17 protein-coding genes are annotated in these 20,696 nt (G+C 66.8%); 4 read left to right on the forward strand and 13 right to left on the reverse strand.

The window, feature by feature from the left end:
• Positions 1-3: 3 nt before the first annotated feature.
• From NX774_RS04225 to NX774_RS04255, 7 genes are all read right to left on the reverse strand, one after another.
• The gene (locus tag NX774_RS04225) at positions 4-894 is read right to left on the reverse strand and encodes a peptidoglycan DD-metalloendopeptidase family protein (RefSeq protein ID WP_258820903.1); all 891 of its coding nucleotides are present in this window, start codon (positions 892-894) and stop codon (positions 4-6) included.
• A gap of 28 nt (positions 895-922) precedes the next feature.
• The gene (locus NX774_RS04230; protein ID WP_258820904.1) at positions 923-1,966 is read right to left on the reverse strand and encodes a protein-L-isoaspartate(D-aspartate) O-methyltransferase; all 1,044 of its coding nucleotides are present in this window, start codon (positions 1,964-1,966) and stop codon (positions 923-925) included.
• The gene (surE, locus tag NX774_RS04235; RefSeq protein WP_258820905.1) at positions 1,963-2,700 is read right to left on the reverse strand and encodes a 5'/3'-nucleotidase SurE; all 738 of its coding nucleotides are present in this window, start codon (positions 2,698-2,700) and stop codon (positions 1,963-1,965) included. Before surE ends, NX774_RS04230 begins: the two co-directional genes overlap by 4 nt.
• A 146-nt stretch (positions 2,701-2,846) precedes the next feature.
• Positions 2,847-5,273 (reverse strand): tetratricopeptide repeat protein, encoded by a 2,427-nt coding sequence (locus tag NX774_RS04240; protein WP_258820906.1) that lies wholly within the window; start codon positions 5,271-5,273, stop codon positions 2,847-2,849.
• A gap of 8 nt (positions 5,274-5,281) precedes the next feature.
• Positions 5,282-5,890 (reverse strand): toll/interleukin-1 receptor domain-containing protein, encoded by a 609-nt coding sequence (locus tag NX774_RS04245; protein ID WP_258820907.1) that lies wholly within the window; start codon positions 5,888-5,890, stop codon positions 5,282-5,284.
• 245 nt (positions 5,891-6,135) lie between these two features.
• On the reverse strand, positions 6,136-8,190 hold the full coding sequence (yoaA, locus tag NX774_RS04250; protein WP_258820908.1) for a DNA repair helicase YoaA: 2,055 nt from the start codon (positions 8,188-8,190) through the stop codon (positions 6,136-6,138).
• Positions 8,191-8,204: 14 nt separating this feature from the next.
• Positions 8,205-8,402, reverse strand: coding sequence for a YdcH family protein (locus NX774_RS04255; protein ID WP_258811062.1), 198 nt, complete (start codon positions 8,400-8,402; stop codon positions 8,205-8,207).
• A gap of 191 nt (positions 8,403-8,593) precedes the next feature.
• Here NX774_RS04255 and NX774_RS04260 point away from each other — a divergent pair, with 191 nt between their 5' ends.
• Positions 8,594-9,397, forward strand: a complete 804-nt coding sequence (locus tag NX774_RS04260; protein ID WP_258820909.1) for a PP2C family protein-serine/threonine phosphatase — start codon at positions 8,594-8,596, stop codon at positions 9,395-9,397.
• Between the two features lie 83 nt (positions 9,398-9,480).
• Here NX774_RS04260 and NX774_RS04265 read toward each other — a convergent pair whose 3' ends face one another.
• The 6 genes from NX774_RS04265 to NX774_RS04290 all read right to left on the reverse strand — a co-directional run bounded on the left by NX774_RS04265 (position 9,481) and on the right by NX774_RS04290 (position 17,587).
• Positions 9,481-10,140, reverse strand: coding sequence for a hypothetical protein (locus tag NX774_RS04265; protein ID WP_258820910.1), 660 nt, complete (start codon positions 10,138-10,140; stop codon positions 9,481-9,483).
• A 31-nt stretch (positions 10,141-10,171) separates the two neighbouring features.
• Positions 10,172-11,269, reverse strand: a complete 1,098-nt coding sequence (zapE, locus tag NX774_RS04270; RefSeq protein ID WP_258820911.1) for a cell division protein ZapE — start codon at positions 11,267-11,269, stop codon at positions 10,172-10,174.
• A 126-nt stretch (positions 11,270-11,395) separates the two neighbouring features.
• On the reverse strand, positions 11,396-12,829 hold the full coding sequence (gene lpdA, locus NX774_RS04275) for a dihydrolipoyl dehydrogenase (RefSeq protein ID WP_258820912.1): 1,434 nt from the start codon (positions 12,827-12,829) through the stop codon (positions 11,396-11,398).
• A 179-nt stretch (positions 12,830-13,008) separates the two neighbouring features.
• On the reverse strand, positions 13,009-13,335 hold the full coding sequence (locus tag NX774_RS04280) for a PspC domain-containing protein (protein ID WP_258821439.1): 327 nt from the start codon (positions 13,333-13,335) through the stop codon (positions 13,009-13,011).
• Between the two features lie 60 nt (positions 13,336-13,395).
• Complete coding sequence (gene odhB / locus NX774_RS04285) at positions 13,396-14,646, reverse strand: 2-oxoglutarate dehydrogenase complex dihydrolipoyllysine-residue succinyltransferase (RefSeq protein WP_258820913.1); 1,251 nt, start codon at positions 14,644-14,646, stop codon at positions 13,396-13,398.
• 85 nt (positions 14,647-14,731) lie between these two features.
• Positions 14,732-17,587 (reverse strand): 2-oxoglutarate dehydrogenase E1 component, encoded by a 2,856-nt coding sequence (locus tag NX774_RS04290; protein ID WP_258820914.1) that lies wholly within the window; start codon positions 17,585-17,587, stop codon positions 14,732-14,734.
• 327 nt (positions 17,588-17,914) lie between these two features.
• Here NX774_RS04290 and NX774_RS04295 point away from each other — a divergent pair, with 327 nt between their 5' ends.
• From NX774_RS04295 to NX774_RS04305, 3 genes are all read left to right on the forward strand, one after another.
• On the forward strand, positions 17,915-19,447 hold the full coding sequence (locus NX774_RS04295; protein ID WP_258820915.1) for an ATP-binding protein: 1,533 nt from the start codon (positions 17,915-17,917) through the stop codon (positions 19,445-19,447).
• Positions 19,444-20,106, forward strand: coding sequence for a response regulator (locus NX774_RS04300; protein WP_258820916.1), 663 nt, complete (start codon positions 19,444-19,446; stop codon positions 20,104-20,106). The genes NX774_RS04295 and NX774_RS04300 overlap by 4 nt, the downstream gene beginning before the upstream one ends.
• Positions 20,107-20,186: 80 nt before the next feature.
• Complete coding sequence (locus NX774_RS04305; RefSeq protein ID WP_258820917.1) at positions 20,187-20,594, forward strand: hypothetical protein; 408 nt, start codon at positions 20,187-20,189, stop codon at positions 20,592-20,594.
• Positions 20,595-20,696: the final 102 nt, after the last annotated feature.

The following is a 20,696-nucleotide window of genomic DNA, read 5'->3' on the forward strand; positions in this document are numbered from 1 at the left end:
TCCTTAACGGCTGGGCAAGAACCTCGTGGGGTCGACTGGCTTGCCCTGCTGGCGGATTTCGAAATGCAGTTTGACCGAATCGGCGTCGGTATCGCCCATCTCGGCGATGACCTGGCCTTTGCTGACGGTGTCACCCTCTTTGACCACGATCGCGCGGTTGTGGGCATAAGCCGACAGCAACGTGTTGCTGTGTTTGACGATCACGAGATTACCATAACCACGGATGCCGCTGCCGGCATACATCACCTTTCCTGCGCCCGCCGCCATCACCTGCTGCCCGGCCCTGCCGGCAATATCGATGCCCTTGTTCTTGCCGTCATCAAAGGTGGCGACAATCTTGCCGTTGGCCGGCCACATCCAGCTCAGGCGCTCGTCGTCGTTGGCGGTGACGATGGTGCCGGGCGCGGGGCCGGAGGCCACGTTCTCGGCCTTTTCGTTCCTGTCCGGTTTGACCGCCTCGGCCACGTTCGTTTCCTGGCGCTTGGGCACGACCTTGCGCGACGGCGTCTGGCCGGCCTTCTCGGGCATCTGGACCGGGTTGGTCTGGACGCCGGCGACGCGGTCAGGCGGGCTCACCCGCAGCACCTGTCCGACCTTAATATCGTCCGGATCGGCGAGGTTGTTCCACGTCACGATGTCGCGGTAGTTCTGGCCATGGTCAAGCGCGATGCGCAGCAGCGTATCGCCCTTGCGCACGGTATAGGAACCACGCGCATCCGGCTTGGATTCCTCGCTGGCGGCGGCCGGCGCCGGTGCCGGCGCGGCCGGTTTCACGGGGTGGTGGGCGGATTGCACCGGGCGGTCGATGACCGGGGCCTGGCGCGTCGGCGTGCTGCAGGCGGCGAGCAGGCCGAGGGTGAGGGTCAACAGGGCTAGGCGTGGTAATTGTTTCATTCTCATCTTGTCTAGAGTCGTGCAAGAGTCAGGCGGTGCCTGGGCGCAGCGGGACGAAATGGCAGGATTCGAGCGTTTCGCTGGCCCATTCGTGGGGCCCGATGCGCGTGATGCGTTGCAGTTGCTGGTTCTGGGCGCCGACCGGCGCCACCAGGCGTCCGCCGATGGCGAGCTGCTCGAGCAGGGCGCGCGGCACTTCCAGCCCGGCCGCGGCCAGGATGATGCCGTCGAACGGCGCGGCCTGGGGCAGTCCCAGCATACCATCGCCATATTGCAATCGAATGTTGGAAATGCGCAAGGGGCGCAGGTTGGTCTTGGCCAGTTCGTGCAGGGGCTTGATGCGCTCGATCGAGTACACCTCGCCGGCAACGCAGGACAGCACCGCGGCCTGGTAGCCGCAGCCGGTGCCGATCTCGAGCACCTTGCCGAGCTGGCCACCCTCGCCCATCGCCTCGATCATGCGGGCCACGATGTACGGCTGGGAAATGGTCTGGTTGTGGCCGATGGGCAGCGAGGCGTCGATGTAAGCCTGGGCCGACAGGGCCGGCTCGATGAACATGTGGCGCGGTACGGCTTCGAGTGCGGCCAGCACCTTGTGGTCCTTGACCCCGCGCCGGGCCACGCCGGCGGCCATTGCGCGGCGCAAGGCCTCGGTGGCCTGCAGGTCCGAACGCGGCGCCACCGTGGCCGACTGGGCAAACGCCCCCTGCCGGACGGGCGCCGCCGGCGCGCCAAAGCCGGGCGCACGCTGCGGCACGGGCGCCGGCTGCGGGAATGCAGCGCCGCGCAGCGGCACCGGGGCGGCCTGGGGGAACGCGGCCACGCGCGGCGCGGCGCGTGGCGGCTGGACGGCAGCGGCGGCGCGCGGGGCAGCCGGCTGGGCGTACGCCGGCGCGCGCACGGTCGCTTCCTGTTGATACGAAGCGCGCACGGGGCCGGCCTGGCCGGCGGTGCGGGCGTTCTGCGTGGCGGTCTGCGGGGTGGCCACCACCCGGGCCGGCTCGGCAGGCTTGCGGGCGGGGCCGGTCACCGAGGACAGCGGCAACGGGAAATTGCTGCGCTCCTTCTTCACGGCAGCTCCTGCGCCAGGCGCTCGAGCTGGCTCTTGTGGGTCAGGTCGATCTGCAGCGGCGTCAGCGACACCTGGCCCTGGGCGGTGGCATGGAAATCGGTGCCCTCGCCCGCATCGCGGCAGGCGCCGGGCGCGCCGATCCAGAATATCTCGCGGCCGCGCGGGTCCTGCGACCGGATCACGGGTTCGGCCTGGTGGCGGCGGCCCAGGCGCGTGGCCACCAGCTTGCCGAGCTGCTCGTAGGGCAGGTTCGGAATATTCACGTTCAGCAGGAACGGCGAGGGCAAGGCGTCGAAGCGGCGCAGCACGATCTCGCGCGCCACGCGCGCTGCCGCATCGATATGTTCCCAGCCGGGATTGACTTGCGAGAAAGCGATCGCCGGGATGCCAAACAGGTAGGCCTCGGTGGCCGCGGCGACAGTGCCCGAGTACAGCGTGTCGTCGCCCATGTTCTGGCCGTTGTTGATGCCCGAGACGACCAGGTCGGGCCGGTAGTCGAGCAGGCCGGTCAGGGCCACGTGCACGCAGTCGGTGGGGGTGCCGTTGACGAAATAAAAACCGTTGGCGGCCCGGTTGACCGACAGCGGGCGGTCGAGCGACAACGAGTTGGAAGCGCCCGAACGATTGCTGTCCGGCGCCACCACGACGATCTCGGCGATGTCCGCGAGCGCCCCGGCCAGCGCGTTGATGCCGGGTGCGAGATAGCCGTCGTCGTTACTGATAAGGATACGCATACCCCAGATTTTACCTGAAGCAATGCCCGCATCGCTCGCCTGCCTCCAACATTAATTTACATTTGGGTCTCCAGCTTTACCGTTCAGAAACGTTTTGCACCATGTTGCGGCGCTGCGCCGGCGCCCCGCGCTGCCCCGGACACCGCTCACCGCATCGCCATCGGCCGCCCCGCCGCCGCCTCGATCAGGGCGCCCTCGAGCGACGAGGCGTAGTCCTGCGTGAACGCGAGCGCCGCGTCCATGTCGCCGTCTTGCATGTACACGCGCTTGATCATGGCCACGCCGCGCTGGCGCAGGGGATGCGAGACGCTCAGGCGCAAAATCGGCTTGCGCAGGCTGTCGGCCAGGGCCCGGGCCTCGCGCGGGCTGCTGTCCATCATCTTTTGCAGCTGCGCCAGCCTGTCGTCGAGCGATTCGCCAACGCCCAGGTCGCGCCGGTCGCCAGGCCCGCCGCGCTGGCCCGGCAAGGCGCTGTGCGGGTCATGCGGCCCGGATGAGATGGCGCGCAGCCGGTTGAACTGCTGCACGCTCTCCTCGAGCTTGCGCGCGTCCACGCTATGCCCCTGGCTCGACAGCGTGGCGGCCAGCAGTTTTTTGCTGCGCAAGGTTTCCTGGTCGTCCATCCCGTGGATACGTTCCTGCAGATTGACCACATGCTGCTGCAGCCGCCGCGCCTCTTCCAGGTCGCCCTGCTGGCTGAGCGTGGAGGCCAGCCGCATCTGGATGCTCAGCGTGTCCGGGTGTTCCGAGCCAAAGCGCCGCTCGCGGGCCCGGGCCAGCGCCTCCTGCATCCTGCGCACGGCGTCCAAGTCGCCCTGGGCCGCGAAGATCTCGGCCAGCCTCTCGCGCGCCTGCAGGGTTGCCGCCCCGTCCGGGCCGGCGTGCTTCTCGCGCGCGCGCACCACCTCTTCCTGCAGCTTGCGCGCGTTGGCCAGGTCACCCAGCTCGCACAACAGCGAGGCCAGTTGCTGGGTGCAGCGCAGCGTATCCTCGTGTTCGGTGCCGAGCAGGCGCTGGCGCCCTTCCAGCACGCGCTCGTACACCATGCGCCCCCGGCTCAGCTCGCCCTGGCGGGTCAGGGTCTCGGCTTGCCCGGCCAGGCTGTCAAGGGTTGCCATGTGCCCGCGCCCGAAGTGCTGTTCGCAGGCTTGCGTGATCTGCTCGTGCAGCTTGAGCGCGCGTTCGAACTCGCCCAGCTGCGACAGCGTGGCCGCCAGCGCCGAACGGGCAGCCAGCGTTTCGGGGTGGTCGGCGCCGGCCATGCGCTGGCAGTCGTCCACCAGGGTCTGGATCATGAACTGCGCCTCGTGCAGCTTGCCGGAATCGCGCAGCAGCGTGGCCAGCGCGGCGCGGCTGGCGCGCGTTTCGGCATGGTCGGCGCCGAGCACGCGCTGGCGCAAGCCGATGCTCTCTTCCAGGCACTCCTGCGCCAGGCGCTCGCGCCCCTGGCGCTGGTAGATCCCGGCCAGCGCGGCCAGGTCGCGCGCCAGCGGCACCGCCGCTTCGGTGGCGATGCCGTCGCGGAAGGCGGTGCGCGCCGCGTCGATCGATGCCAGCAGTTCGACTTCGGCGCGCGACTGCCACGGCAGCCGGCCCGGCACGATCCAGTCGAGCAGGGTTTCCAGCGTGCGGGTGAGCGAGAAGCGATCGGCATCGCGCTCGGGCACCAGGCCCAGGTGCTCGCCGCCGACGGTGGCATTCGTCTGCTGCAGCTGCACTTCGTCGAGATAGCTGTCGAGCGAGAGCCGCGACACGCCATAGCAGGCGCGCAGCAGCTTTTCCAGCATTGGCTGGTAGCCCGGCACGCCCTTGTGCGGATCGCCGCGCCGCCACAGCAGGCGCCGCTCGCAGTCGCCGCTGTCGATGGCGTATGGCACCGGGTACACCAGCAGCGGGCGCTGCTCGTCCTCGTGCGTGCAGCGGTAGTCGATGGCGCGCGTGACCACGCCGCTCATGCCCTCGATGCTGCGGGGGTTGGGCGTGAACAGCGCCACCAGTTTGTCCGGCAGCAGCGTGGTGCACACCGACACGGCGGCCGAGCGCCCGCCGCGCGCGTCGATCAGTACATGCTGGAACTGGCGCGTCAGGTGGGTGGCAAAGCTGCGAAACAGCGCCGGGCAGTCGGCAAACAGGCCGTCCCAGTCCATGCGGTCGGCACGCTCGCCATAGGTATCGTCGAAGCGGCCGGCGCGCATCAGGTACAGCGGGCGGCTTTCGTCAACGCGTTCGACATAGCTCTCCCAGTCGATTGCCTCCAGCGCCAGCCGCGCGCGCTCCTCGTCCGGCTCGTCGGCGTGGGTGTGCGCCAGGCCTTGCAGCTGCTCGCGGCAGGCATCGAAGTATTCGAGCAGGCCGGGCCGGTCGTCGTGCCGCGCGAACAGGTGGTGCAGGCCGGGCGCCTCGGTATCCCAATCGATCATCAGCACCGGAACGGTGGCGTTCTGGCGGCTCGCCAGCAGCATGGCCATGCTGGACAAGGTCACGCTGCGCGCGGTGCCGCTTTCGAATGAGTAGAACGTGGTGACCTCGCCCGGCGCGGCAATCGGCGGCAGCGTAATGCGGTTGATTTCCATATTGCTCCTCATTTTTTTGGAAAAGTTAGAACCGGTTGTTCTCGCCACTCGGGTGGGACATCGGGGAGCACGAACTGGTTGCAATCATGTCCCGGCGGCATGTTCTTTTTCTGGAGCTGGTAGTGATTGGCGATTCGTTTGACGATCTTGTCGATGTCGGGCAAGAAATCGGGGTTCGATTTCAGGTCGGCGGTCGCCATCGTGAAATGGGAAAAGTCCACGTACAGGCTCGATTGCGTGATCTGCGGCGGCAGCTTGTCCGGATGCTGGGTCATGATCACGGGGATGATCAGGTGGCTCGGCAGTTCGTACCAGGCGGCGCGCTCTTCTTCGAGCTTGCGCATGGCGGCGTATTCGCGCCGTGTGTAGGCGTGCGCCTCGTACTTCGGGGTGTAGATGAGGATCATGCACACGCTCTCGCACATGGCGCGTGCGATCTTGTGGTCGAGGTCGTCGCCGCCGCCGAGCTGCTCGGTGTCGATGAACAGCTCGTCCTCGTTGTCGAAGTGTGGCTCGAGATAGCAACGCAAGGCATCGGCCAGCGCGATCTTGAACTTGTTCATCAAATCGTGTTTGCCGTGTGCATAGCTGAAGAAACAGCCGTAACGGATCGCCATTTCATCCCCCCTCAGTCATGCTCACTGGCGCGCTCGCACCAGAGACTCTAACAAGCTATGGATGAGGGATTTTGCGGGTGCACAAACGGGCCGGACACGCGTGCGCGGCCTGTGCCGGCGGGCATTTCTGAAGATTGCGACGGGAATGTTGGCGCCGAATCACGGTAGGGTGGGCAGGTCCGCCTGCCCACGCGTTCAACCAGTGCATGCGACGGTTGAACGCGTGCGCAGACAAGCTGCCCACCCTACGCGGGATCGTTCGGGCTGGCCGGATGCTTGAAGAAAGCGACGACTTCGTCCTGCACGCGCGTGCGCTTGAACGGCGGCAGGCTTTGCCAGATGCGGCGGCCGTAGGGTTTGGAGATGATGCGAGGGTCGCAGATCATCAGCACGCCGCGGTCGTCGACATCGCGGATCAGGCGGCCGGCGCCCTGCTTGAGCGTGATGATCGCTTCGGGCAACTGGTGGTGCATGAAGCCGTTCAGGCCCTTCTTCTCCATCACTTCGATGCGCGCGGCCAGCACCGGGTCGTCCGGCGGGGCGAACGGCAGCTTGTCGATGATGACCAGCGACAGCGCGTCGCCGCGCACGTCCACGCCTTCCCAGAAACTCTGGCTGCCCACCAGCACCGCATTGCCTGTGTTGCGGAACGCATCGAGCAATTCGGTGCGCCCGCGCTCGCCCTGCACGAACAGCGGGAACTCGAGCCCGCGCGCGGCAAACTCGGCGCGCAGGCGCTCGGCCACGCGGTTGACGGCGCGAATCGTGGTGCACAGGAAGAAGGTTCGGCCGCCCGCCGCCTCGATCACCGGCAGTGCGCAATCGACCACGGCGTCGGTGTAGCCCATCGAGTTGGGTTCCGGCAAACCGGTCGGCACGTACAGGATGCCTTGCTCGCCGTAATTGAACGGGCTCGGCCAGGTCTGCGCAGGCTCGCCGGTCAGGCCCATCTGGCTGGCGAAGTGCTTGAAGTCGTTCTTCACCGCCAGCGTGGCCGAGGTGAAGATCCAGCTGCGCGGGGTGCCGGCGCGCTGGCCGGAAAAGATCGGCGCGATCGACAGCGGCGTCTTGTGCAATTGCAGCGAGGACGAGAACGCCTCGACCCACAGCACCGCCTGGTCGCCTTCCACTTCCTTGCCCTTGGGCTCGGGCTTCCAGTCGTCGTAGGCGGCCGCCAGTTCCACCGCGCGCACACGGCACTGCTCGAGCGACTCGGCCGCTGCGGCATGCGCTTCGAGCACGGTCACCAGGCCCGCCAGCTCTTCCTTGAGCTTGTCCAGCGCCGGGAAGAACTCGGAGCTCGGCACGATCTGCGGCAGCGACAGGCGCATGTTGTCCTGCGAGAACGACAGGCGCAGGTCGCGCGCGGCCTTTTCCACCACAGTCACGGCCTTGGCCCAGTCGGTCGCGCCGCGCGCGTGCGCCAGGCCCTCGGCCAGCACGTCGCGGCACAGCTCCAGCACCTGCGACGTGGACACGCTCTTGCCGAAGAACAGCGTCGCCGTGTCCGGCAGCTGGTGCGCCTCGTCGAAGATGATCGTGTTGGCCGATGGCAGCAGCTCGGCCACGCCGGTGTCCTTCAGCGCCACGTCGGCGAAGAACAGGTGGTGGTTGACCACGACCACGTCCGCCTGCTGCGCCTCGCGGCGCGCCTTCATCACGAAGCAATCCTGGTAGTACTGGCACTCCTGCCCCATGCAGGTGTCGCGGGTGGAGGTGACCAGGTTCCATACCGACGCATTCTCGGGCACCTTGGCCAGCTCGGCCTTGTCGCCCGAGTTGGTCATCTTGATGAAGCGCGAGATCTCGCGCAGGTGGCCCACGTCGTCGCGCGAGGTCAGGCGGCCGTTCTGCAGCGTGCGTTCCAGGTGGTAATGGCAGACGTAGTTCGACCGACCCTTGAGCAGTGCCACCGAGACCGGCGCGCGCAGCGCCATGCGCACCGTCGGGATGTCGCGCAAAAACAGCTGGTCCTGCAGGTTCTTGGTCCCGGTCGAGACGATGGTCTTGCCGCCCCACAGCAGCGCAGGCACCAGGTAGGCGAAGGTCTTGCCGGTGCCGGTGCCGGCCTCGGCCATGAGCGTGGTCTGGTTCGCGATCGCGCCGGCCACCGCTTTGGCCATCTCGGTCTGCGACTGGCGCGGCTTGAACGTGCCGACGGCAGGCGCGAGCGGACCGCCCGCGCCGAACAGGCGGTCGATCTCGGCGTCGTATTTGCCGGGCGGCTGTTCGGGTGCGGCGGAAACGCTCTGGCCGGGTTCGCCTGGTGCGGCGCCCGGGACGGGAAGATGGTCGGTCAAGGGATGTCGGGCAGTCAGGCCGGGACGTCCGGCACGAGCTGCATTTTCAGCAGGGTGATGTGATCTTTGAGCTGTAGTTTACGCTTTTTCAGGCGGCGCAGTTGCAACTGGTCCGCGTGGCCGTCGAGCGTGAGCATGGCGATGACCGCGTCGAGGTCGCGGTGTTCCACATCGAGTTCGATAATGCGGCGCTGGATCTCCTGGACGTCCATGTCGTACCTGTTCCCAACAGTTTTGTTTTGTTACAAAAACTTCCCGCACGCGCGGACCGTTGCCGCCTACAATCAAGCAGTCCCGCACGTCACGGCTTGCAACATTTATGGTTCTCGGTGCATAGTTTAATCTACGCCGACGTTGCCGCCAACAAAAGTTGGCGGACGTGACACGGAAACGCTCCAAGTATATGAGTTCATACAAGATCGAAGCGGGAACCGCGCAACATATCGGCAACCGCCCGCAGCAGAACGACCGGGTGGCCCTGCTGACCGGCGCGCGCGCACCGGGCTACGTGCTGGCCGTGCTGTCCGACGGCGTGGCCGGGTCGCAGGCCTCGGAGCAGGTGCTGCACACGGCCAAGCATGTGTTCGACCTCTACAAGCCGGGCGATCGCCCCAGCGTGGAGCGTCTCGGCCAGCTGCTGCGCGAGATCGTCGACGAAACCCACATGATCATCAAGATGAACGCGGTCGCGCACAAGACCGAGGCGCTGGCCAGTTTCGTCGGCTTGATCCTGTCGCCGCATGGCGACGCGGTGTGGGCGCACGTCGGTGATTCGCGGCTGTACCATTTCTCGAACGGCAAGTGCATGGCGCGCACCAGCGATGCCGGCTATGTCGAGCACCTCGTCGCCAGCGACAAGCTGCCGCCGGACGCGGCGCGCAATCACCGCAAGTCCAAACTGCTGCTCAATCTGATGGGCAATAGCCACAAGGAACCGTTCGTCACGACCGGCAGCCTCGTCGGGCTAAAGGCCGGCGACAGCTTCCTGCTGGCGACGGACGGGCTGTGGCATTTCTTTACCGACGCCGAACTGGGTGCAGCCATTTCCCGCGCGACGCCGCGGCAGGCGTCCGAAATGCTCATCAACAAAGCCGGCGAGCGGGCCCAGGGCAAGGGCGGCAATTGCACGATGGCGATCATCAAGCTGGTGCAGCCGCCGCAGCAGGGAACGCCGGGCGTCGTGCCGGGGGCGAAACCTTTGCGCTGACGGGCGGATTTGCCGTCCTGGCAGGTTCGGCCAGCGGGCCAATCCGGATGTGTTTGAACGCGTGGGCAGACGAGCTGCCCACCCTACGGGTTGGTCGCCGGCGGCGTCAGGGCTTCCTTCTTCGCTTCCTTGGCGCGCTTTTCGGCCATGCGCTCGGCCACCTTGCGTTGGCGCTCTTCCGATTCGCGCTTGCGCGCCTCGTAGTCGCGCACGTTGGCCTGGCGCCTGGCGGCCTCGGCCTGTTCCTGCGCCTGTGCCTTCTGCAGCCTGGCGTTGTGTTTGGCGATGCGCTCGGCCACCGGCGACGGGCGCGGCGGCGGCTCCTCGGTCGGCTGGCGCGGGGCGGCCGGCGGCTGCGCGGCCATGCGCGCTTCCTCGTCGCGGTAGCGCGCCTCGGCTTCGGCCATCGCGCGGTCACGCTCCTCCACCTTGGCCTTGCGCTTGAAGTGCTCGGCTTCGATTTCGATCGAGCGCTGGGCCGCGAGCGCGCTGCGGCGACGCTCCTTGGCTTCGTCCAGGCAGCGGGTGACGAAGAACTTCTGGTAGCACACCCGTTCGCGTTCGACGAAGCGCGCCTCGATCGCCGCGCGCTCGGCCGCCACCGCGGCCAGGCGCTGGTCCGCCTGCTCCACCGACGCGGTTGGCGTGGGCGCCGGGCCGGAAGCGACTTGCTGTTCGCTCGCGCAAGCGGCCAGCAGCGCGGCGGCGATCGCCAGCGAGCCTGCGGTGCGAAGTGCTGCCATTGGTTTCATCGATCAGGTCCTTTCAGCTGCATCAGGCAAGCGAGTCGGCGACGCCGCGGCGCTCGGCCAGCATGTATTCACGCGACTGCATTTCAATGATACGCGAGACCGTGCGGTGGAACTCGTTCGACAGCACGCCCTTGGTGTAAAGCTGGTCGGGCGCCACCTCGGCCGACATGATCAGCTTGACCTTGTGGTCGTAGAACACGTCCACCAGCCAGGTGAAACGGCGCGCCTCGGACGACTGCGAGGCCGACATCGCCGGCACGCCCGACAGGATCACGGTGTGAAAGCGCTCCGACAATTCGAGGTAGTCGTTCTGCGAGCGCGGGCCGCCGCACAGGGTGGCGAAGTCGAACCAGATCACGCCGCCGGCGCGGCGCAAGGCGCGGATCTCGCGCTGCTCGATGTGCACGCGAGGGTCCTCGTCGGCGGTATCGGCCAGCTTGGCCCAGGCGTCGCGCAGGGCCTGGTCGGCACGCGCACCCAGCGGCGTGTAATAGGCCTGTACCTGCTCCAGCGCGCGGTGGCGGTAGTCGATGCCGGCATCCACGTTCATCACGTCCAGCTTTTCCTTGAGCAGTGCGATGGTGGGCAGCATGCGGTCGCGGTGCAGTCCGTCCGGGTACAGCAGGTCGGGGTCGTAGTTCGAGGTCATCACGAAGGTGACGCCGTTGGCGAACAGGGCCGACATCAGGTTATACAGGATCATCGCGTCGGCGATGTCCGAGACGTGGAATTCGTCGAAGCAGATCAGGCGGTACTTGCGGGCGATGCGCTTGGCCACTTCGTCCAGCGGATCGGCCACGCCTTTCAGTTCGTCGAGCTGGCGGTGCACGCCGCGCATGAATTCGTGGAAGTGCAGGCGCGTCTTGCGCACTACCGGCACCACCGAATAGAAGCTGTCCATCAAAAACGACTTGCCGCGCCCAACCCCGCCCCACATGTACACGCCGCGCGGCACGTCGGGACGGTTGATCAAGCGCTTGAAGCTGGACGAGCGCTTGCCCTTGTACGCCACCCATTCGTCGTACGCGCGCTGCAGGCGGTCGACCGCACGCTGCTGCGCGGGGTCGGGTTTGTAGCCGCGCTCTTTCAGCGCGTGGTGGTAATACTCTTGTACGTTCATGGGTGAGGCGGATGTGATGCTTTGAACGTAGGGTGGGCTCTTGAGCCCACGCGGGTCGCCACGGGTCGCGTAACGCCGCGTGGGCTCAAGAGCCCACCCTACAAAACCGGCAAGGCCGGCTTTAACTTAGAAGTTCAGCGAACGCTTGTCGACGGCGAGCGCTGCTTCCTTGGTCGCTTCGGACAGCGACGGGTGCGCGTGGCAGATGCGCGCGATGTCTTCGGCCGAGGCCTTGAACTCCATCGCCACCACGGCTTCCGAAATCAGCTCGGAGGCCATCGGGCCGATGATGTGCACGCCCAGGATCTCGTCGGTGGTCGCGTCGGCCAGGAACTTGACCATGCCGTTGGTATCGCCCAGCGCGCGCGCACGGCCGTTGGCCATGAACGGGAAGGTGCCGGCCTTGTAGGCCACGCCTTCGGCCTTGAGCGCCTGCTCGGTCTTGCCGACCCAAGCGATTTCCGGCGAGGTGTAGATCACCCACGGGATGGTGTTGAAGTTGACGTGGCCGTGCTGGCCGGCGATGCGCTCGGCAACCGCGACGCCCTCTTCTTCCGCTTTGTGCGCCAGCATCGGGCCGCGCACGACGTCGCCCACCGCCCACACGTTCGGCAGGTTGGTGCGGCACTCGTCGTCCACGACGACGAAGCCGCGGTCATCCAGCTTCAGGCCAACCGATTCGATGTTCAGGCCGTTGGTGTTCGGCACGCGGCCGATCGACACGATCAGCTTGTCGAAGGTGGCCTTCTGCGCTTCGCCCTTGGCGTCGGCGTATTCCACGGTGACGTTGTTCTCGCCCTTGGTGATCGCACCGATCTTGCAGCCCAGGTTGATCGACAGGCCCTGCTTGGTGAACAGCTTCTGCGCTTCCTTGGCGATCTGCTCGTCCACCGCACCCAGGAAGGTCGGCAGGCCTTCCAGCACCGTGACCTTGGCGCCCAGGCGACGCCACACGCTGCCCATCTCCAGGCCGATCACGCCGGCGCCGATCACGCCCAGGTTGGCGGGCACGGCGTCGATCGCCAGCGCGCCGGTGTTCGACAGGATCAGCTTCTCGTCAAACGCCGCGCCCGGCAGTTCGCGCGCGTTCGAGCCGGTGGCGACGACCACGTGCTTGGCTTGCAGGGTGTCGGTGGTCTGGCCCGACACGTTGATGGTGTAGCCGCCCTCGCCCGCGCCGGCAAAGCTGCCGCGGCCGTGGAAGAAGCTGACCTTGTTCTTCTTGAACAGGTACAGGATGCCGTCGTTGTTTGCCTTGACCACGCCGTCCTTGCGCTTGAGGAGCTGGCCCAGGTTCAGGGACAGGCCCGACACTTCGATGCCGTGCTCCTTGAAGCCGTGGCCGGCGTGCTCGTAGTGTTCGGACGACTGCAGCAGTGCCTTGGACGGGATGCAGCCGACGTTGGTGCAGGTGCCGCCCGGGGCCGGGCCGCCCTTGGCGTTGTTCCAGTCGTCGATGCAGGCGGTGTTAAAGCCCAGCTGCGCCGCGCGGATTGCGGCGATGTAGCCGCCCGGGCCGCCGCCGATCACGACGACGTCAAATTGTTTTGCGTTGCTCATTCTTGTTTCCTTAGTTTGCGTTCAGCGCTGCTAACCGCGCCACCTGCGCTAGCACGTCATCCCCGCGAAGGCGGGGATCCATGCTGAGCATGCGGCATCGCTGCCGCCAACGGCTTCGCTACGCGTTCTATGGGTCCCCGCCTTCGCGGGGACGACGGGTTCGCGCGAACCCGTCGGTCTTATTCTTCCGGGACGAAAATCCACATCAGGATGTAGATCAGGAACCCAAAGCCGAAGGTGAGCGTGAACAGCACGAACACCAGCCGCCACACCCACGACTCCACGCCCGAGGCCACCGCCAGGCCGCCGCACACGCCGCCTAGCCAGCGGTCGGTGCGCGAGCGGCGCAGGCTGTTGATCTCGCCGGACAGGGTGCCGTCGCCCTTGTTCAGGTTGACGGTGGAGCTGGCCAGCACCCTGGCCTTGGCCTGCTCGAATTCCGCGTCCGACAGCGCGCCGGCCTGGTGCAGTTCGTGCAAACGTTTGATTTCATCGGAGATCATCAGTCGATCCTCAACAAGTCACAGTCAGCACGCGCCGCGCGGCAGGCCAGCGCGCATTCCCGATTACAGGTCCAGCAGCAGGCGGGCCGGATCTTCCAGCGCTTCCTTCATCGCCACCAGGCCCAGCACGGCTTCGCGGCCGTCGATGATGCGGTGGTCGTACGACATGGCCAGGTAGTTCATCGGGCGGATCACGATCTCGCCGTTCTCGACCACGGCGCGGTCCTTGGTGGCGTGGATGCCCAGGATCGCCGACTGCGGCGGGTTGATGATCGGGGTCGACAGCATCGAACCGAACACGCCGCCGTTCGAGATCGAGAACGTACCGCCGGTCAGGTCTTCCAGCGTCAGCTTGCCGTCCTTGGCTTTCTGGCCGAATTCACCGATCTTCTTCTCGATCTCGGCGATCGACAGCTGGTCGGCGTCACGCAGGATCGGCACCACCAGGCCACGCGGCGAACCGACGGCGATACCGATGTCGAAGTAGCCGTGGTAGATGATGTCGTTGCCATCGACCGAGGCGTTCAGGATCGGGTACTTCTTCAGCGCGGCGACAGCGGCCTTGACGAAGAACGACATGAAGCCGAGCTTGACGCCATGCTCCTTCTCGAACTTGTCCTTGTACTTGTTACGCAGATCCATGACCGGCTTCATGTTCACTTCGTTGAAAGTGGTCAGGATGGCGTTGGTCGATTGCGACTGCAGCAGGCGCTCGGCGATACGGGCGCGCAGGCGGCTCATCGGCACGCGCTCTTCCGGACGGTCGCCCAGGTTCACACTTGGGGCGGCCACTTGCTGCAGGGCCGGTTTGGCGGCTTGCGGTGCCAGCGGAGCCGGTGCGGCCGGCTTGGCGGCCACGGCGGCCAGGGCGTCGCCCTTGGTCACGCGGCCATCGCGGCCGGTGCCGGCCACTTGCGCTGCGCTCATCGCGTTGTCAGCCAGGATCTTGGCGGCGGCCGGCATGGCCACGCCGGCTTTCGAACCGCCGGTTTCGGCGGCGGCCGGGGCAGCTGCTGCCGGGGCTGCCGCGACCGGGGCGGCCGACACTTGCAGCGGGCTGGTCTGGGCCGAGGCTTCGGTGTCGATGATGGCGATCACTTCGCCCGACACGACGGTCGAGCCGTCGCCCTTGATGATCTGGGTGATCACGCCGGCGCCAGGCGCGGGAAGCTCGAGGACCACCTTGTCGGTTTCGATGTCGATCAGGTTTTCATCGCGCGAGACGGCCTCGCCGGTTTTCTTGTGCCAGGACAGCAGGGTCGCTTCAGCAACCGATTCCGACAGTTGGGGGACCTTGACTTCGATTTGTGCCATTTAAAAACTCCGTAAATTATTCTGTGCGCACGTCGCGCTGTTCAGTGTGCAGGCGCCGCGCGGGTAGCGCGGCGCTCTCGTGGCCTTACTTGGTCAGCACGAAACCCTTGATCTTCGCGAACGCGGTTTCCAGCAGTTCCTTCTGCTGCGCGACGTGCTTGTCGCTGTAGCCGACGGCCGGTGCAGCCGACGCCGGACGGCCGGCATACGACAGGCGCTGGCCCGACTCCATGTTCTCGAAGATGTTGTGCTGGATCTGGAACCACGGACCCTGGTTCTGCGGCTCGTCCTGTGCCCACACCACCTCGGTCGCGTTCGGGAACTTCTTCAGTTCGGCGGCAAACGACTTGTGCGGGAACGGGTACATCTGCTCGACACGGATGATGGCCACGTCGGTGGCGCCGCGGGTCTTGCGGGTGTTGACCAGGTCGTAGTAGACCTTGCCCGAGCAGGCGATCACGCGCTTGACCTTGCCCGCTTCGATCTTCTCGTCCACTTCGCCGATCACGGTCTGGAACGCGCCCTTGGCCAGGTCGGTCAGCGGCGAGCCGGCGTCCTTGTTACGCAGCAGCGATTTCGGCGTGAAGATCACCAGCGGTTTGCGGAACTGGCGCACCATCTGGCGGCGCAGCAGGTGGAAGATCTGCGCGGCGGTGGTCGGCTGCACCACTTGCATGTTGTTGTCGGCGCACAGCTGCAGGAAGCGCTCGATGCGGGCCGACGAGTGCTCCGGACCCTGGCCTTCGTAGCCGTGCGGGAGCATCATCACCAGGCCCGACGCGCGGCCCCACTTCACTTCGCCCGAGGCGATGAACTGGTCGATGACCACTTGCGCGCCGTTGGCGAAGTCGCCGAACTGGGCTTCCCAGATGGTCAGGGTGTTCGGCTCGGCGGTCGAGTAGCCGTATTCGAAGCCCAGCACCGCTTCTTCCGACAGCACGGAGTCGATGACGGTGAACGGCGCCTGGCTGTCCGACACGTTCTGCAGCGGCACGTAGGTGCCGGCATCCCACTTCTCGCGGTTCTGGTCGTGCAGCACGGCGTGGCGGTGCACGAAGGTGCCGCGGCCGGCGTCCTGGCCCGACAAGCGGATCGGGTAGCCCGACGCCAGCAGGGTGGCGTACGCCAGGTGCTCGCCCATGCCCCAGTCCAGGTTCATTTCGCCGCGGCCCATGGTGGCGCGGTCGGCCAGCACTTTTTCGACCAGCGAGTGCAGCTTGAAGCCTTCCGGCACGGTGGTGATCTTCTGCGCCAGGCGCTTCAGTTCGGTCTGCGGCACGGCGGTGTCGGCAGCGTCGGTCCACTTCTTGCCCAGGAACGGCGCCCAATCGACGGCGTACTTGTTCTTGAAGTCGGTCAGCACCGGATCCACCGTGTGCTTGCCGGCGTCCATCGCGGCGCGGTAGCCGGCGACCATCTGGTCGGCGATGTCGGCGGCCATGGTGCCTTGCGTTGCCAGCTTGTCGGCGTACAGCTTGCGGGTGCCCGGGTGCTTGCCGATTTTCTTGTACATCAGCGGCTGGGTCAGGGCCGGGGTGTCCTGCTCGTTGTGGCCCAGCTTGCGGTAGCAGACGATGTCCACCACCACGTCCTTGCCGAATTCGGTACGGTAGTCCATCGCGATTTGCGAGGCCAGCACCACGGCTTCCGGATCGTCGGCGTTCACGTGGAACACCGGCGCTTCGATCATCTTGACCACGTCGGTGCAGTACACGGTCGAGCGGGTGTCGCGCGGGTCGGAGGTGGTGAAGCCGATCTGGTTGTTGATCACCAGGTGGACCGTGCCGCCAGTGCCGTAGCCGCGGGTCTGGGCCAGGTTCAGGGTCTCCATGACCACGCCCTGGCCGGCGAATGCGGCGTCGCCGTGCACCAGGATCGGCAGCACTTGCTTGCCTTCCGGGTCGCCGCGGCGGTCCATGCGCGCCTTGACCGAGCCTTCCACCACCGGGTTGACGATCTCCAGGTGCGACGGGTTGAACGCCAGCGACAGGTGCACCGGGCCGCCGGTGGTCGAGATGTCGCTCGAGAAGCCCTGGTGGTATTTCACGTCGCCCGACGGCAGGTCGTCGGCGTGCTTGCCTTCGAATTCTTCGAACAGGTCGGCCGGCGACTTGCCCAGGGTGTTGACCAGCACGTTCAGGCGGCCGCGGTGGGCCATGCCGATCACGATCTCCTGGATGCCTTTCTCACCGGCGCGCTGGATCACTTCGTCCATCGACGCGATGAACGATTCGCCGCCTTCCAGCGAGAAGCGCTTGGCGCCGACGTAGCGGGTGTGCAGGTAGCGCTCCAGGCCTTCGGCCGCGGTCAGGCGCTCGAGGATGTGCTTTTTCTTTTCGGCGGTGAAGGTCGGGGTCGAGCGGATCGACTCGAGCTTCTCTTGCAGCCAGCGCTTTTCGGTCGGGTCGGTCACGAACATGAACTCGGCACCGATCGAGCGGCAGTAGGTGTCACGCAGCATGTTCAGCAGGTCGCGCAGGGACGCGTTCTCCACGCCGAAGTAGGTATTGCTGATGTTGAACACCGTGTCGAGGTCGGCTTCGGTGAAGCCGTAGAACGACGGGTCGAGTTCGGGGAGGGCCGGACGCTCGGTGCGCTGCAGCGGGTCCAGGTTGGCCCAGCGCAGGCCCAGGTTGCGGTAGGCGGCGATCAGCTGGGTGACGGCGACGCTCTTGCGTGCCAGTTCCGGGTCGGCGCCGGCGGTAACGGTGCGGATCGGGCCGTGCTTGGCGCGTTCTGCGAAGGAGGCAATCACGGAGGAGTGCACGACGTCGGGCTTGCTGCTGCCATCGACGGCCGGCACGTGCTGCATGGCGTCGAAATAGGAGCGCCAATTGTCCGGGACGGAGCCTGGGTTGTTCAGGTAGGCTTCGTACAACTCTTCCACGTAAGGCGCGTTACCGCCAAACAGGTAGGAGTTGCCTTCATATTGCTTCATCATTCTTGCTCACCTTTCTTCGCGTTTCGCGATTGTGGCGGGTTAATCTAACCTTCCGCGACACGGCCTGACCGGTTAGCGGATCGCACTTACTAGACATCAAGTTGTGGGGAAGGACTAAAAGCGACAGAATTCGTTGCTTGGGAAAGCCGCTCAGAATAGCACGCAACATTGTAACGCAACATCCCGACCAGCGGAAAAACGGCAATCTTTTGGCGGTTTTGCTACGCGGCCGTATTTTGTTCGGATCGCCAGATTGCCGTAACGGCAACTACCCGAGGGCAAGCGTTGCCATTACACTCAGGGTTTTGACGCCCCGGATACCATATCTTGCGCATTTCGATCGGCCACCGGCTGTTTGCCTCCGTCCTGCTCGCGATCCTTGCGGTCGCGGTGGCCGGCATTGCCCTGATGCGGCATAACGTGATGCGCAGCTTCTCCGAGTACGCGGTCAATATCGAACTGGACCGGCTGGAGGAATTGTCGCACGACCTGGGCGCGCGCCGTGGGAGCCGGGGCGGCTGGGACTTCGTTCCGCGCGACCCAGGTGCCCGGCGGCGCTGGATCGGCGACCAACTGCGGCGCCTCGAGCTGGGCCGCTACCAGCCGGCACAGCCCCGGCCGGTGCAGATGCCCGCGCCACCGCCGGCGCCGGCGGCGCTTGCCATCGCCGGCGCGGCGCCTGCGGTCCTGCCACCCTTGCCACCTCCCCCGGCGCCACCGGCACCACCGGCGCCGCCCGCACCCCATGCGCCGCCGGCCGACGTGGACCAGCTCGGCCTGCCCGATCGCGTCACGCTGCTCGACGCATCCGGCGCCTACCTGGCCGGCCGGGTGCCGGGGGCGGAGCCGGCGGCCCAGCGCCCGGTGCTGGCCGACGGCAGGACGGTCGGTTACCTGCGCGTGGCGCGCGTGCTGCGCCCGGGCGACGCGCTGGCCGCCGCCTTCCTCGACCAATTGCGTTCGAGCCTGGTCGCGATCGCCGCGGCCAGCGTCGCGCTCTCCGCGCTGGCCGCCGTGCTGCTCGCGGCGCACTTTCGCAAGCCGATCCGGCGCCTGGCGGCCGGCGCACAGCAGCTGGCCGAGGGCCGCTTCGACACGCGCCTGGCGGCCGACCGCAGCGACGAACTGGGCGAACTGGCGCACAGCTTCAACCAGCTCGCGCAGCGGCTGGAAGCGATGGAGGCTTCGCGCCGGCAGTGGGTGGCTGACACCTCGCACGAACTGCGCACGCCGCTGGCGGTCCTGCGCGCCCAGCTCGAGGCGATCGAGGACGGGGTGCGCGTGGCCGATGCGCAGACCGTGGCCGCGATGCTGCGCCAGGTGCTGGCCCTGAACAAGCTGATCGACCAGCTGTACGCGCTGGCACGCGCCGACGTCGGCGCCCTCGACGTGCAGCGCCAGCCGCTCGACCTGTGGGCGCTGGCCTGCGACAGCGCCGAAGCGTTCCGCGCGCGGCTGGAAGCGGCCGGGCTGGCCCTCGCCATCGGCCCGGCGCCCGGCTCCGCGTTGGTATCGGGTGACCCCGACCGGCTGCGCCAGGTCTTCGGCAATTTGCTGGAAAACGCGCTGCGCTACACCGCAAGCGGCGGGCGGGTGCAGCTCAACGCGCGGCGCGCTGACGGCAAACTGGTGATCACCATCGAAGACACTGCGCCCGGCGTGCCGGACGAAGCGCTGGCGCGGCTGGGCGAGCGCTTCTACCGCGTGGACGCTTCGCGCAGCCGCGCGCAAGGCGGCGCGGGCCTGGGCCTGGCGCTGTGCCAGCGCATCCTGCAGGCGCATGGCGCCACCCTCGCCTTCGATCATTCGCCGCTGGGCGGCCTGCGCGCCACCCTCGGCTTTTCGCTGGAGGGCGCATGAAGCAGGAGCTGTTCATCGTCGAGGACGAGCCGGAGCTGGCGGCGCTGGTGGCCGATTACGCGCGCGCGGCCGGATTTGCGCCGATGGTGTTTGATGATGGCGCGGCGGCGCTGGACGCCTTGCGCAGCGCCGCACCTGCGCTGGTCGTGCTCGACCTGATGCTGCCCGGGCTGGACGGGCTGTCGCTGTGCCGCTCGCTGCGCGAATTTTCCGACGTGCCGGTGGTGATGGTGACCGCGCGGGTCGAGGAGATCGACCGCCTGCTGGGCCTGGAGGCCGGGGCGGACGACTACTTGTGCAAGCCCTTCAGCCCGCGCGAGCTCATGGCCCGCATCAAGGCCATCCTGCGCCGTTGCGGCGGCGCGCCCGGCCAGCGCGCCGTCGAAATCGACGAGGCATCGCGCCGCATTGCCATCCACGGCAAAGCGCTCGACCTGACGCCCAGCGAATATGCGCTGCTGGCCGTGCTGGCGCGCCGGCCTGGCCAGGTGTTCTCGCGCGCGCAGTTGCTCGACCTGGCCTTTGGCGACAGCATGGACGTGACCGACCGCGCCATCGACAGCCACGTCAAGAACCTGCGCCGCAAGATCGATGCGGCAGCGCCGGGCCTGGAGCCGATCCATTCGATCTACGGGCTGGGCTACCGCTTCGATCTGTAGCGGCCTTCATTTTTTCTCCACATTTGGGCGGCAAGATGCTTTTCAACGGCGCCCCGCGCCCAGTCCCAGAGGAGAAAAGCATGAAGAAGACCGCATCCGTCGTTTTGTTCGCCCTGTTGTGCGCCGCGGCTGGCGCCAGCTCGGCCACCGTCCATGTGGAATGCAAGCAGGCGCACGGCAAGTGCGTGCCGCCGGCCCCGCCGGTACCCCCTGCTCCGCCGGCCCCGCCGGTCCCGCCGCCACCGCCCGGGGGCTTTGCGTTTGCACCGCCCCCGATGCCAGGGATGCCGCCGGTGCCGGCCATCCCGGCGCCCCCGCCCCCGCCACCGGTGCCCGACGTGCCGGCCGGTGCCCACGCCGCCTGCGCCGGCAAGGCCGAGGGAAGCGATGTCACCTACAACATCAAGAAGGGCGAGTACATGCGCGGCGTGTGCGAAAAGGAGGATGGGAAAATGGTGTTCCAGCTGCGGATGTACCACATGGATTGAGCCCCTCACGAACCTCGGCACGTCGTCCCCGCGAAGGCGGGGACCCATGCACAGTATCCGTAGTCCGCGCGGTGGGCCGGCACACTCAGCATGGGTCCCCGC

Source organism: Massilia agilis (assembly GCF_024756255.1).
GTDB lineage: Bacteria > Pseudomonadota > Gammaproteobacteria > Burkholderiales > Burkholderiaceae_D > Telluria > Telluria agilis.

Coding starts and splice junctions, on each gene's coding strand:
- lpdA (WP_258820912.1), bottom strand. CDS start 12,829: ATGAGCAACGCAAAACAATTTGACGTCGTCGTGATCGGCGGCGGCCCG.
- NX774_RS04260 (WP_258820909.1), top strand. CDS start 8,594: ATGAGTTCATACAAGATCGAAGCGGGAACCGCGCAACATATCGGCAAC.
- surE (WP_258820905.1), bottom strand. CDS start 2,700: ATGCGTATCCTTATCAGTAACGACGACGGCTATCTCGCACCCGGCATC.
- NX774_RS04255 (WP_258811062.1), bottom strand. CDS start 8,402: ATGGACGTCCAGGAGATCCAGCGCCGCATTATCGAACTCGATGTGGAA.
- NX774_RS04240 (WP_258820906.1), bottom strand. CDS start 5,273: ATGGAAATCAACCGCATTACGCTGCCGCCGATTGCCGCGCCGGGCGAG.
- zapE (WP_258820911.1), bottom strand. CDS start 11,269: ATGAACGTACAAGAGTATTACCACCACGCGCTGAAAGAGCGCGGCTAC.
- NX774_RS04265 (WP_258820910.1), bottom strand. CDS start 10,140: ATGGCAGCACTTCGCACCGCAGGCTCGCTGGCGATCGCCGCCGCGCTG.
- NX774_RS04225 (WP_258820903.1), bottom strand. CDS start 894: ATGAAACAATTACCACGCCTAGCCCTGTTGACCCTCACCCTCGGCCTG.
- NX774_RS04290 (WP_258820914.1), bottom strand. CDS start 17,587: ATGATGAAGCAATATGAAGGCAACTCCTACCTGTTTGGCGGTAACGCG.
- NX774_RS04245 (WP_258820907.1), bottom strand. CDS start 5,890: ATGGCGATCCGTTACGGCTGTTTCTTCAGCTATGCACACGGCAAACAC.
- odhB (WP_258820913.1), bottom strand. CDS start 14,646: ATGGCACAAATCGAAGTCAAGGTCCCCCAACTGTCGGAATCGGTTGCT.
- NX774_RS04305 (WP_258820917.1), top strand. CDS start 20,187: ATGAAGAAGACCGCATCCGTCGTTTTGTTCGCCCTGTTGTGCGCCGCG.
- NX774_RS04300 (WP_258820916.1), top strand. CDS start 19,444: ATGAAGCAGGAGCTGTTCATCGTCGAGGACGAGCCGGAGCTGGCGGCG.